10 protein-coding genes are annotated in these 13,037 nt (G+C 70.7%); all 10 read right to left on the bottom strand.

The window, feature by feature from the left end:
* Window positions 1–214 (bottom strand): ATP/GTP-binding protein (locus tag QSK17_RS26915; protein WP_285708140.1); only part of this gene is annotated, 214 nt, incomplete at its 3' end.
* Between the two features lie 19 nt (window positions 215–233).
* A complete protein-coding gene (locus QSK17_RS26910) occupies window positions 234–632 on the bottom strand; it encodes a DUF742 domain-containing protein (protein ID WP_502889313.1) in 399 nt (132 codons plus the stop codon).
* Window positions 633–692: 60 nt separating this feature from the next.
* Window positions 693–1,115, bottom strand: a complete 423-nt coding sequence (locus tag QSK17_RS26905) for a roadblock/LC7 domain-containing protein (RefSeq protein ID WP_061259046.1) — start codon at window positions 1,113–1,115, stop codon at window positions 693–695.
* Window positions 1,112–4,135 carry a sensor histidine kinase gene (locus QSK17_RS26900; RefSeq protein ID WP_285708128.1) on the bottom strand — a complete coding sequence of 1,008 codons (3,024 nt, stop codon included), beginning with the start codon at window positions 4,133–4,135 and terminating at the stop codon, window positions 1,112–1,114. The genes QSK17_RS26905 and QSK17_RS26900 overlap by 4 nt, the downstream gene beginning before the upstream one ends.
* 434 nt (window positions 4,136–4,569) lie before the next feature.
* On the bottom strand, window positions 4,570–5,691 hold the full coding sequence (locus tag QSK17_RS26895; protein ID WP_285708126.1) for a polyamine ABC transporter substrate-binding protein: 1,122 nt from the start codon (window positions 5,689–5,691) through the stop codon (window positions 4,570–4,572).
* A gap of 272 nt (window positions 5,692–5,963) precedes the next feature.
* The gene (locus tag QSK17_RS26890) at window positions 5,964–6,548 is read right to left on the bottom strand and encodes a GTP-binding protein (RefSeq protein ID WP_285708125.1); all 585 of its coding nucleotides are present in this window, start codon (window positions 6,546–6,548) and stop codon (window positions 5,964–5,966) included.
* Window positions 6,529–6,888 (bottom strand): DUF742 domain-containing protein, encoded by a 360-nt coding sequence (locus QSK17_RS26885; RefSeq protein ID WP_285708124.1) that lies wholly within the window; start codon window positions 6,886–6,888, stop codon window positions 6,529–6,531. Before QSK17_RS26885 ends, QSK17_RS26890 begins: the two co-directional genes overlap by 20 nt.
* A 22-nt stretch (window positions 6,889–6,910) precedes the next feature.
* A complete protein-coding gene (locus QSK17_RS26880; protein WP_285708123.1) occupies window positions 6,911–7,330 on the bottom strand; it encodes a roadblock/LC7 domain-containing protein in 420 nt (139 codons plus the stop codon).
* Window positions 7,327–10,518 carry a sensor histidine kinase gene (locus tag QSK17_RS26875; protein WP_285708122.1) on the bottom strand — a complete coding sequence of 1,064 codons (3,192 nt, stop codon included), beginning with the start codon at window positions 10,516–10,518 and terminating at the stop codon, window positions 7,327–7,329. Before QSK17_RS26875 ends, QSK17_RS26880 begins: the two co-directional genes overlap by 4 nt.
* A 187-nt stretch (window positions 10,519–10,705) precedes the next feature.
* Window positions 10,706–13,036 carry a [protein-PII] uridylyltransferase gene (locus tag QSK17_RS26870; RefSeq protein WP_285708121.1) on the bottom strand — a complete coding sequence of 777 codons (2,331 nt, stop codon included), beginning with the start codon at window positions 13,034–13,036 and terminating at the stop codon, window positions 10,706–10,708.
* Between the last annotated feature and the right edge of the window lies 1 nt (window position 13,037).

The following is a 13,037-nucleotide window of genomic DNA, read 5'->3' as shown; positions in this document are numbered from 1 at the left end:
AAAGGATCAGATCCTGATCCAGCGAGACCCGCCCGAAGTCCATCGCCACGGTCGTCGTGGTCTTGTGCGGAACCAGGCCCACGTCGTCGATGCCGGCGCTGGCGTCGGTCATCACCGCCTCGGTCGTCAGCGGCATGATCTCCGAGACCGCGCCGACGAACGTCGTCTTGCCCACACCGAAACCGCCCGCCACCACGATCTTCGTCGAGGTCAGGCCCCGCTGAGAGCCATGGCTAGAGCCTGCGAAGTCCACTGAGCACCCTTTCAAGCAAGTTCAGATCCGGCTTACCAGCCTCCAACTGCGGCTGGTGCACGTGCACCAGCCCCTCCGCCGCCATATCGGAGATGACCACGCGAGTCACGCCCAGCGGGATCCGCAGCATCGCCGAGACCTCCGCCACGGACCTGATCTGGCGGCACAGCGTGATGATCGCCTGCCGCTCCGGCGTGAGGATGGACAGATCCTGGTGGGTCGAAGTCATGGAGGACACGAGCGCCTCCATCGCGAGTTGGAGACGCGGTGCCGTACGCCCACCGGTCACCGCATACGGGCGCACCAGTGAACTCGGTTCCGCCGGTCCGGGTTGGGGAATCGGGTTCGTCCCGCCATAGTGCCGGTGGGCGTCGTCCACCGGCGGGAAGGGCTCATCCGACCAGCCGCCGCCTGCCACAGCGTCCTCCTGTCATCACCTTTATCTGGGCTGGGACGCCTGGAGCTCGGCGCGTACCGCGGGGGTAAGCACCTGTCCCGCACGATCCACCAGCAGCGTCATCTGGTACGCCACCAGACCCATGTCGCAGTCCGCGGACGCGAGCACCGCGAGACACGACCCGTCACTGATCGACATGATCAGAAGCAGCCCGCGCTGCATCTCGACCACCGTCTGCGTGACCGGGCCGCCCTCGAACACTCGCGACGCGCCCTGCGTCAAACTGATCAATCCAGCGGCCACCGCCGCCAACTGGTCCGCCCGGTCCTTCGGGAACCCATCGGAGTACGCCAGCGGCAGACCGTCCGCCGACACCACCACCGTGTGGGCCACGCCGGGAACGTTGTTCACAAAGTCAGTGATCAGCCAGTTGATGCCGCGAGCCGCCTGGCTCATCTCCCTCATGCGTCCTCCTTGTCAATGTCCGGGCCGCCGCCGGTCGTCGGCGTCGCCCCCGGATAACCCTGGTCACCGCTGGCCTCTCCTCGCGCCACCGCGCGTCCCTGCCGGATGCCCTGCTGGAAGCTCGACAGCCGGTTGCGTACGCGGTCGGGCGAGAGCGAAGGCGCGGGCGGCGGGGGGGCCGGCGCAGCCGACACCCCGCTGGAGGCGATCGCCGACGCGGAACCCGGGACCAGGTTGGCCTTGGGGACCCGCTTGGGCAGTCCGGAGGAGGTGACTCCCCCGAGCGACGGATCGCTGGCGGCCTTGGCGGCCTGCCATCCGGCGTCGGCGGGGGACGACCATTGCCGTGCTTCGGCCGTGTCGAACTCCTTGCCGGAGTCCTTCTCGGTCTCTTCCGTCCCCGGCTCGACCTTCTTGAACCAGTCGGACTCAACGGCCGCGAAGATCGGCAGGAACTCCTCCGGCTGGTCCTCCATCGGCGAGTTCCGGATGGCGGGCAGAGGGCCGGTGTTGTCCACGTCCGGCTCGAACGCACCGCGGGTCGGAGCGGCCGGCCAGCCGCCGGAGTCCTCGGGCGGGGTGGGCCAGGAGGAGCTGCCCGGCGCGGGCAGGTGTCCCGGCCACGGCGTGTCGACGGGAGCGCCGGTGGCCTTCCCGCGCTCGAACGGAGGCGGATCGAACGGGTTGCGCGCGAACGGCTCCGGCTCCGCGGCGCCCGCGCCGAACGGGCTCTTCCCGAAGGGGTCAGAGTCCGCCCCGCGCTCGAACGGAGGCGGATCGAACGGGTTGCGCGCCGTGGCGGGCGGGTCGAACGGGTTCCGCGCGGCCGCGGGCGGATCGAACGGGTCGCGGGCGGGCGCGTCGGACGGCTCCGGCTCGGTGGGGCCGCCGGTGCCGAACGCGCTCTTGGCGAATGGCTCCTTATCCCGCCCGAACGTGTCGAAGGGGCCGCGCTCGAACGGATCCGCGCCCGGGGTGCCGACACCCGGGGCGTCCGACCCGATCACCGGCGTACGCGGCGCGGAGTCGAAGGGCGTGGGGCTGGCCAGCGCCGGGGCCGCGCCGAACTGGGCGGCGGCGGGGTCGGCCGGCGGCATGCCCGGGAAGGCCGGGCCACCGGCCTGGGCGAGCAGCGCCTCGGGGAGGAGCACCATGGCGGTGAGGCCGCCGGCGTCCTGCTGGCGGAGCTGCACCCGGATGCCGTGGCGCAGCGCGAGGCGGCCGACCACGAACAGGCCCATGCGCCGGGACACCGACACGTCCACGACCGGCGGGTTGGCGAGCCGCCAGTTGGCCTGGGCCAGCTCGTCGGCGGTCATGCCGATGCCCAGGTCGCTGACGGAGATCATGAGTCCGCCGCCGTCGATGCGGTTGCTCGACACCACGACCTTCGTCTCGCGGGGGGAGAACGAGATGGCGTTCTCGACCAGCTCCGCGACGAGGTGGACGACGTCGTTGACGGCCTGGCTGACGACCGCGCCGCCCGCGGCCACCTGGAGGCTCACCCGCTCGTAGTTCTCGACCTCGGAGAGGGAGGCGCGGACGACGTCGACGACGGGGACCGGCTGGCCCCACCGGCGGGCGGGCTCCTGGCCCGCGAGGACCAGCAGGTTCTCACTGTTACGGCGCATGCGGGTCGCCAGGTGGTCCAGCTTGAACAGGTTGCCGAGTCGGCCCTCGTCCTGCTCGCCCTGCTCCAGCCCGTCGATCAGGGCCAGCTGCCGCTCCACCAGCGTCTGGGTGCGGCGGGAGAGGTTCACGAACATCGCGTTGACGTTGCTCCGCAGCCGGGCCTCGTCACCCGCCAGCCGGATGGCCTCCTGGTGGACCTCGTCGAAGGCCCGGGCGACTTCACCGATCTCGTCACGCGTGGTGACCTGGATCGGGGCGACCTCGACCTTGATCGAGTCGTCCTGCGACTCGCGGAGCATCTGGACCGTGCGCGGCAGCCGCGAACCGGCGATCTCCAGGGCCTCGCGGCGCAGTCGGCGCAGCGGCCTGGTGAGCGATCCGGCGACCGCGGTGGTGATCAGCAGCATCAGGCCGAGGAGCAGGAGGATCGCGGAACCGGAGATGATGGCCAGGCGCTGCTCGTCGTCCGCCAGGGTCTGCGTCTGCGTCACGACGGACCCGGCGAGGCGCTGCTCGACGGCGTTCATCTTGTCCACGGTCGTGGTCATCGTCTCGAACCACAGCCGCAGGTCGTCGCCCGGGCGCGTGGTGTCCAGGTCGACGATCCGGCCGTACTCGCGCATCTGGGCGAGCGCGCCGGCTCGGAGGGAGTACGACTTCTCGACAGGGAAGCCCTTGACGGTCTGCGCGTAGAACTTGACGTTCTCCGCCGAGGCTTCCTTCTCGAAGGTTTCGAAGTTGCTGTCCTGCGCCTGGCGGGCACCGAGGAAGTCGGAGAGGTCGTCCTTGGTGAACGCCTTCTCGGCGATGCCGACGGTGAGGATGCCCCGCTGCCGGGCGAGCTGCTCCTGGGCGCGGGTGAACGCGCCGAGGGCGACGCCGTCGCCGAACATCCGGTCGTTGCCGGTCGCGGTGCGCAGCTCGTCGCCCAGCGCGGTGAACGACCCGATCATGCTGGTGTACGTGCCGAGAATGGCTCGGGCGGGCACGGGGCTGGAGGTGGAGAGGAACTGCTTGCGGAGACCGGGCAGACCGTCTATCCAGCGCTGGATGTCGTCGACACGGCTCCGCACACGCGCGGAGTGGCCGCTGTCGAGCTGCTCGATCTTCTGGATGACCGCCTGCTTGGCCTTGTCCGTGGCCTGCTGCATGTTCCGCACCTGGGCCTGCCGGGCCGGCCTTCTGCCGGTGGCCGCGTACCAGGCGGTGTAGTCGCGTTCCATGGCGGCTTCGTGCGAGAGGGCGCCCACGGCCTGGACCAGGCCCGCGATCTCGTTGAGGCGCCGGTACTCGACCGATGTGTTGACCGCGTCGGCCAGCTGGATGCCACCGAGCAGCACACCGACGACTGTGGGAAGCAGGATGAGCGCGACGAGACGCGATCTCACCCTCCAGTTCCCCAGCCGGAACCAACCGCCGTCCCCGGGGGCGCGCCTGGACGCCGGCTCGGAGGCCGGCGTGGAAACCGGTACGGCCTCCGGCTCTGGGGCAGCCTTGGGGTCTTGAGTACTCACGGGTTTTCGCAACCTCTTGCCGAAGCTCATATACGCGCAGCTGTGGCCCTCAGCCGCGCGGCGGCTGTGATGCCTGGGACGTCATTGAAGCGAGGGTAATTGGAACACACCATTACCAGATCGGCCAAACGTGCACCGCGCGCAATCGTGACCTTATTCCCACAGAACGGGATGTTTAGGACCGCTTTTGGGTCGGCCCGAGTGATCGGAATCGGCCGATCCCTCCCGTTGTAACGGTCCGGCGCCCCCCAGAAGGGAGGCGCCGGGGTCACGCGATCGAACGCGCGGTCAGCCGAGGGTCACTCGCGTCACTGCTGCGCCGCGACCTCGGTCGCCAGGCGGGTGAACTTGGCCGCGTCGGCGCCCAGGTCGATGATCGACTCACCCTGGAGCAGCTGGGCCGGGGTCATCTTGAGCGACGGGAACTTCTCGAGGACGGCCGGGTCGACCTTCTCCATGGCGGCCTTGTTCGGGGCCTTGTAGAAGATGTTCTCGGCCAGCCAGCTGTGGATCTCGGGGTCGAGGACGTAGTTGATGAAGGCGTGCGCCGCCTCCTTGTTCTTGGAGCTCTTCAGGATCACCATGGTGTCCGCCCAGAGGTCGCTGCCCTCCTTCGGCACCACGAACTCGATGTTCTTCTCGTTCTCCGGGCACCAACCGTCCCACGCCTCGACCATGACGGCCTCGCCGGTCTTGAGCCGGTCACCGAACGTCGTGTCGTCGAACGCCAGGAAGTGCTGCTTGGCCTTGACCAGGAGCTCCTTGGCCTTGGCGATCTGGCCGTCGTCGGTGGTGTTGATCGAGAAGCTGAGCGCCTTGAGCGCGGGCAGGGCCATCCAGCGCTCGGTGGTCATCAGGGTGTACTTCTTCCAGTACTCGGGCGCCGGGTCGAGGATGTCGTTCCAGCTCGTCGGCTTCGTCTTCATCAGGTCACTGCGGTAGCAGATGCCGGTGGTGCCCCAGGTGTAGGGGACCGAGAACTTGTTGCCCTTGTCGTAGGACAGCTCGGACGCCTCGGGGTAGAGGTTCGAGAGGTTCGGGATCAGCTCGTGATGGAGCGGCTCGAGAAGGCCCTGCTCGCTGAGCGCCTGGGCGTACTGACCGGAGACGAAGGCGACGTCGAAGCCGCTGTCCGCGGTCGCGGTGAGCTTCGCCATCGCGGTCTCGTTGGTGTCGTGGATGCTGACCTTGACGTCGAAGTGGAACTTGTCCTTCACCTTCTTCGGGAGGTCCTCCGGCGAGTAGCCGTCCCAGATGGTGATGTTGAGGGACTGCTTCGACAGATCGGCGTTGGGGTCCAGCTTCTCAGCGGCCGCAGTCGGAGCCGCCCCGGCTCCTGTCTCCGCCGAGTTGCACGCTGCCAGGGCAAGGGCAAGACCGGCCACGACGGCGGCAGCCGGAAGACGACGGGTGTACCGGGTACGGGACACGACCGTAACTCCTTCGGGATTCAGATCTTCGAGAGCTCTGCAAAGGGCAGGCCAAAGGAGGAGTGTTGCAGCCCAGACCAGGTTTAAGCAAGACTTTCCGGACAGCGTTAGCGATCAGTGGGCGAGTTGATTTGAATCCGTGTTCAACATGACGCACTCGGTGAGTGCGCCAAAAAATCGGACATTTCGCCACAATCGCCATCAATAAGGGACGCGCTAACGGTCCTTTTCGGCTCCATCAGGCATTCGGGTTGGCGTCGGCCGACGTCGGCTCAGTGCGCGGTCCGCACCCGGAGCACGTACTCCACGAGGCTGATCAGTGTGGACTTCACCGCGTCCCGCGAGCGCGCGTCGGTGCGGACCACGGGGACATGGGGCGCGAGCGACAGCGCCTCCCTGACCTCCTCGATCGAGTGCTGGTAGGCGCCGTCCCAGCCGTTCATCGCCACCACGAAGGGCAGCCCGGCCTCCTCGAAGTAGTCGATGGCGGGAAAGCAGTCGGCCAGCCTGCGGCTGTCGACCAGCACGACCGCGCCGATCGCACCGCGTACAAGATCGTCCCACATGAACCAGAACCTGTGCTGACCGGGCGTGCCGAACAGGTAGAGGATGAGGTCCTGGGCCAGGGAGACCCGCCCGAAGTCCATCGCCACGGTGGTCGTCGTCTTGTTCGGCGTGAGACCGAGGTCGTCGATGCCGACACTGGCGTCGGTCATGACGGCCTCGGTCGTCAGCGGGAGGATCTCCGATACGGCTCCCACGAAGGTGGTCTTGCCCACGCCGAACCCGCCGGCCACGACGATCTTCGTTGAGGCGAGGCCCCGCTGAGAGCCGTGGCTAGAGCCTGCGAAGTCCACTGAGCACCCTTTCGAGCAGGTTGAGGTCTGGCTGTCCCTGGTTGAGCTGCGGCATGTGCAGGCGGACCAGACCCTCATCGGCCAGATCGGCGATGAGCACGCGGGCCACGCCGAGCGGGACCCGCAGCAGCGCGGAGATCTCCGCGACGGAACGGACGGAACGGCAGAGCACTATGATCGACTCCTGCTCGGGGCTGAGCAGCGAGTAGTCATCGCTCATCAAGGTCACCGATGATACGAGCGTCTCCATCGCCAAGTGATAACGCGGCTCGGAGCGACCGCCGGTGACGGCGTACGGACGGAAGAGGGGCTCGTCCTCTTCCCCCTCACCAGGGCGCATGCCTGTCTCCCATGACCGGGCGTCAGCGGCGGGCGGACTGCAGCTCGGCGCGCAGCGCCGGGGTCAGCACCTGGCCGGCCCGCTCGACCAGCAGTGTCATCTGGTAGGCCACCAGGCCCATGTCGCAGTCGGCCGCCGCGAGCACGGCCATGCAGGAGCCGTCGCTGATCGCCATGATGAGCATCAGCCCGCGCTGCATCTCCACGACGGTCTGGGTCACCGCGCCACCGTCGAACACGCGGGACGCGCCCACGGTCAGGCTGAGCAGCCCCGCCGAGACCGCGGCGAGCTGGTCGGCGCGGTCCGCCGGAAAACCGTCGGAATTGGCCAGCCGCAGGCCGTCGGCCGACACCACCACGGCGTGCGCGACACCGGGGGTGTTGCCGACGAACTCCGTGATCAGCCAGTCGAACCTACGTGCCTCAATGCTGAGGGCGGTCACGAGCTCTCCTCCTTACCGGGCTTCTCGGCGTCGGTGCCGGACACGTCGGCCCGGCCGCGCCGTACACCCTGCTGGTAGCTGGACAGGCGGCTGCGCACCAGATCCGGCGACAGCGCCGGCCTGGACGTGGCCGGGGTTTCCGCCGACGCAGCGCCCACCGAACCAGGCACAAGATTGGCCTTGGGTGTCCGTTTCGGCAAGCCGGCGGTCGTGACGCCCTCCGCGGCGGGGGCGCTGGCGGCGGCCGCCGCGCGGTATCCGCTGTCCGCGCGGGAGCCCCAGTCTCCCCGTGAGGAAGCGCCGTCGGACGTCGCGGAGACGGTCTGAGCCGCCGTCGTGCCGTCGCCCGACGGCACGCTCCCGCCCGGAGCCGCGCCCTTCCCGGGCTCGGCGGCGGCGCCGGGCGCCGGGCGGCGGAACCACGCGGACTCCACCGACGCGAAGATCGGCAGGAACTCGTCCCCCCGTTCGAGGTGGGAGTCGTCCGAGATGGGCGAGGGCATCGGCATGGCGCTCGCCACCGGGAAGGCCCCGGAGTGCTCGGTGAACCTGGGCATGGCTGGGGGCATGGCCGGGGGCACGGTCGAGGGCACGGCCGGAAACGCTTCCGTCTCAGCGTTCGTCTTGGAAGGGCGCGCAACCGGGTTCGCCTGCCGGTCGGTCCGGTCCGCGTACGCGCCCGAGCCGCTGCCGGCCCGCTGATCGGTGGGGTCCGGGTACGCGCCCGAGCCGTTCGCGCCCTGGCGGTCCGCGGTTCCGAACGCGGAGAAGCCTCCCGTGTCCTGCCGGGACGGCTCGCCGTTCTGCCGGGAGGGCTCACCGAAGGCGGAGAACCCGCCCGAGGGGAGCTGGGCCGCCCCGGAGGCCGAGAAACCGCTGGCGGCGGGCTTCCGCGTCGGGAGCCCGTTCCCCCGGCCCGGCGCCGACCCCGCGTCCGACGTTCCGGAAGCACCCGAGGCACCGGCGCCCTGCGGCGCGAGGCCGCCTCCGGGAGCCGCTGACGTGCGGGCATCCGGCCCGCGGACGTCCCCGGCGGGGCCGCGACCGCCCGGCCGGCCCGGTACGGCGGCGCCCAGAGCACCCTGATCCTGGGCGAACCTGTTGCCCGGCGACTGCCCGAAGCCGTTTCCGGAGCCCGGCGCGAGGCCGTTCGCCTGGGCGGCGCTCCCCGGCTGCCCGGCGGCGGGCCGGTCGTCGCCGGAGACGAGCTCGGCGGGGAACAGCACCATGGCGATCAGCCCGCCGCCGTCGCCCCTGCGCAGCTGGACCCGGATGCCGTGGCGCAGCGCGAGGCGGCCGACCACGAACAGGCCCATCCGCCGGGATACCGACACGTCCACCATCGGCGGATCCGCGAGCCGCCGGTTGGCCTCGGCCAGCTCCTCCTGCGACATGCCGATCCCGAGGTCGCTCACCGAGAGCAGCACGGCGCCGCCCTCGATGTGGTCGCTCGACACCACGACCTTCGTGCGGTCGGGCGAGAACGCGATGGCGTTCTCCACGAGCTCGGCCACCAGGTGGACGCAGTCGTTGGCGGCGTGGCCGGCGACCGAGGCGGAGCGGTGGACCCGGACGTTCACCCGCTCGTAGCCCTCGACCTCCGACAGCGCGGCGCGCACCACGTCGACCAGGAGGGCCGGCTTGCTGCGCTTGCGCGCGGGCTCGTGCCCGGCGAGGACCAGGAGGTTCTCACTGTTGCGGCGCATGCGGGTGGCCAGGTGGTCCAGCTTGAACAGGTCCGACAGGCGGGCGCCGTCCTGCTCGCCGCGCTCCAGGCCGTCGATGAGCGAGATCTGCCGCTCCACGAGCGTCTGGGTCCGCCACGACAGGTTCACGAACATGGCGTTGACGTTGCTCCGCAGACGGGACTCCTCCGCCGCCAGCCGTACGGCCTGCGCGTGCACCTCGTCGAACGCCTGGGCCACCTCGCCGATCTCGTCGCTCGTGCCGAGGTCGATGGGCTGCACGTCGGGGACGCTCCCGGAGTCGTCCGACTCGCGCATCCGCCGTACGACCTCGGGCAGCCGCGAACCGGCGATCTCCAGGGCCTCGGCGCGCAGCCGGCGCAGCGGCCGGACCATCGACCGGGCGATGAGCACGGTGGTGGCGAGGACCAGCAGCAGGAGCGCGAGGATCAGTCCGGAGGCGACCAGCGCGTTGCGCTGCTCGGCGGACTGCAGGCTCTTGGCGCGGTCGATGACGGCTCCGGAGAGCCGCTTCTCGGCGACGGCGAGCTGCTCGATCGTCTTGGTGCTGTGCTGGAACCAGCGCACCAGCGTCCGGTCCCTGGCCTGGTAGCGGCTGAGGGAGACGTTCTGGGTCGCCAGCGTGATCGCCCACGACTTGGTCAGCTCGGCGTCCACCACGTCCTTGTCGCTGAGCAGACCCGCCAGGAGCGCGCTGTCGCCGGAGCCCGTCTCGGCGTAGAAGCGGTCGATGTATCCCTGCTGCCGGGACTGCGAGCCGATGAAGTCCCTCAGCTCGTAGCTGGTGAACCGCTGGTTCGGCTCCAGCAGCTCCCTGGTCAGCATCTGCCGCTGCTGGGACGCCTCCTCCTTGGCGTTGGCCAGGGCGCCCAGGGCCCGCATGTCCGCGACGACCACGGCGTCGTCACTGCTCTGGCCGAGCTCGTCGTGCAGCCGCAGGAGGCCGGCGATGATGCCGGTGTAGTCCTCTTCGGACCCCTTCTCGCGGACGTTCTCCAGTCCGGAAAGCCGGTTCCCCGCCTGCTCCGCGTGCTGTACGGCGCGCACGCCGTAGCTTTCGTCGATCTTCGCGAGGTCGGCCGCGACCTTGCGGGCCAGGCCGTCCACCACCAGGCGCTGGTCGGCCAGCGAGATCTTGGTGGTGCCGTCCACGGCGTACACCCGCTTGAGGCCGCCGCCGCGCGCGGTCAGGTCACGCTCCATGGCGAGTTGCTGGGCGAGGTCGCGGAGTCGTACGGAGTACTCGGCGACGGAGCTGGTCCGCTGGTACCCGTTCAGGCTGCCGACCGAGTCGACGACCTTGGCGCCCGCGAGGAGCACCGCCACCACGGTCGGGGCGACGATCAGGGCGGTCAGCCGGGAGGGGACGCGCCAGTTCCGTGGCGCGAGGCGGTCAGCCCACGTACCGCCCTGCGCCCTGGGCGACCTGGGCGACCTGGGCGATCCCTCCGCGCCACCGCCGCTCTGCTGCTCCGTACTCACCGGCCCCGCCTTCTCGGGATGCCATCACACATCCCGACCGCATGAAGTGACATCGCTACGCAAACGCGGACAATTCGACCACAAGGTCACGATTACCGGCGATTTGCCCTCTGAGGGCGCCAAAATTGTTACCAATTGGTAAGGGGTTTACTCCCCTGTGTCACCGGCCCTACGTCATCCAGCTAGGTCATCGCAGCGCGGCGAGAACGTGTCGCCGCACGCCGCCCCGCTGTTCCTCGTCCGCGAGAGGCCTGCCGGCCCGATCGACGACGTAGAAGACGTCCACGGCCTCCGCGCCGAGAGTCTCTACCCGAGCAGCTCTCACGTCAAGACCACATTCGCCGAAAGCCCGCCCAATCCGCCACAAAAGCCCTGGTTGGTCGTGTGCCCGCACCTCGACCACGGTCGCCGTACTGGACGCGTCGTCCACCAGCGTGACCCTCGGCGGCGCCACCGGGACGCGCGGCGGCCGGAGGGATCCGGTCCGGCGGGCGAGCCGCTGCTCGATGTCGAGGCGGCCCGCGAGCACCAGGCGCAGGTCGGCCTCCAGCGTCGCCGGATCCGGCGGCGAGCCGTACTCCGGGACGACCGCGAACTCGATCACGGCGGTCGAGCCGGCCGACGCCGACGCCGCCGACCTGACGACGAGCCGATGCGCGGCCAGCACCCCGGCCGCGTGCCACAGCAGCCCCGGCCGGTCGGGCGCGACGACGGTCACCGCGCCGCCGTGGACCCGGACGGCGCCCCCGCCGTGCCGGGCCAGCGCGGCCTGCTCGGGCGACAGGACCGGCGCGGACGCGGGTGGCGCGCCCGACAGCACCGACCTGACCCGGCGCACCAGATCGGAGACCAGGGACGCCTTCCAGGTGTTCCAGGCGGCCGAGCCGGTGGCGTCGCCGTCGGCCACGGCGAGCGCGGCCAGGAGTTCCAGGACCTCGCGGGAGCCCACGGCCTCCGCGACCCTGGAGATGGTCAGCGGGTCGTCCAGGTCGCGGCGGGTCGCCGTCTCGGGCAGCAGGAGGTGGTGGCGGACGACCCTGGCCAGGACGGCCACGTCCGCGGGCGGCAGCCCCATTCGAGCGCCGATGTCCCTGGCGACGACCTCGCCGGTCACCGAGTGGTCGCCCGGCCAGCCCTTGCCCACGTCGTGCAGCAGCGCGGAGATGAGCAGCAGGTCGGGACGCGAGACCTCGCGGGTGTACGCGGCGGCCCCCGCGGCCGTCTCGATCAGGTGCCGGTCGACGGTGTACCTGTGCACCGGGTTGCGCTGCGGGCGGTGCCGTACCCGCTCCCAGTCGGGGATGAGACGGACGAGGACGCCCGCCTGGTCCAGCTCCTCCCACACCGGTACGGCGGCGCGCCCCGCGCCCAGCAGGGAGACGAGGGCGTCCCTGGCCTCCTCCGGCCACGGCACGGGAAGCGGCGGCGACTGGGCCGCCAGCGCGGACACCGTCGCGGGCGCCATCGGCAGCCCGGCCTCAGCCGCCGCCGCGGCGACGCGCAGCACGAGGACGGGGTCGTCGCGCGCGGAGACGTCGCGGGCGAGCACCACCTCGCCGCCGTGCTCCACGACACCGTCGGCGAGCGGCCGCCGCCCGCGCGGGACGGGACCGGTCAGCATCCGGTCCACGGTGCGCCAGGTCGAGTCGAACGCGTGGGAGACGGTGCGTCCCGCCTCGGCCAGGCGGCGCATCAGCGCCTCCGCGTCCAGCAGGCCGAGGCTTCCCGCGACCGCGTCCTGCTCCTGCAGCACGAGCCGGTCCGCGCCGCGCGCGGTGACCAGGTGCAGGCCGTGCCGGACGTCGAGCAGCAGTTCGTACGCCTCGCGAACGCGGGGGCCGGGGGCCGGGGCGACCCAGGCGGCGGCCACGGCCTGCATCGCCTGCACGTCCCTGAGCCCGCCCCGCGAGTCGCGCAGGTCGGGTTCGAGCAGGAAGGCCAGCTCCCCGCTCGCGCCGGCCCGCCGGTCGGCCGCGTCCCTGAGCTCGGCGAGCCTGCGCCGCGACTCCGCGCGCCAGTCCGCGAGCACGGTCTCGCGCACCGCCCGGGTCAGCTCGGCGTCGCCCGCGACGTGCCTGGCCTGGATCAGCCCGAGAGCCGCCTTGAGGTCCTCGCGGGCCACCTTGGCCGCCTCGTCGATCGTGCGGACCGAGTGGTCGAGCCTGACGCCGGAGTCCCAGATCGGGTACCAGACGCGGTCGGCGATCCGGCTCACGTCCTCCCTGCCGTCGTGCAGCAGGACCAGGTCGAGGTCGCTACCCGGGGCGAGCTCCCCCCGCCCCAGGCTGCCGACCGCGACGAGCGCGACACCGCCGAACCCGTTCCGGTCGGCGGAGCCGCGCTCCTCCGGGAGCCCGCGCCTGGTTCCCGGCCAGTTCCGCCAGTTCCGCCAGTTCCGCCTTTCCTGTGCGTACGGCTGCGCGCACGCCGCACGGAACAGATCGGTGAGCCACCTGTCGATGTCCGCCACGCGCTCCTTGCGGGCCGCGGCGAACGAGAGAGCGTCTCCTCTCGTCATG

The sequence above is a fragment of the Microtetraspora sp. NBRC 16547 genome (assembly GCF_030268965.1).
Taxonomy (GTDB): Bacteria; Actinomycetota; Actinomycetes; order Streptosporangiales; family Streptosporangiaceae; genus Microtetraspora.
The sequence above is the reverse complement of the archived record's forward strand: the minus strand, read 5'-3'. Positions and strand labels throughout refer to the sequence as shown.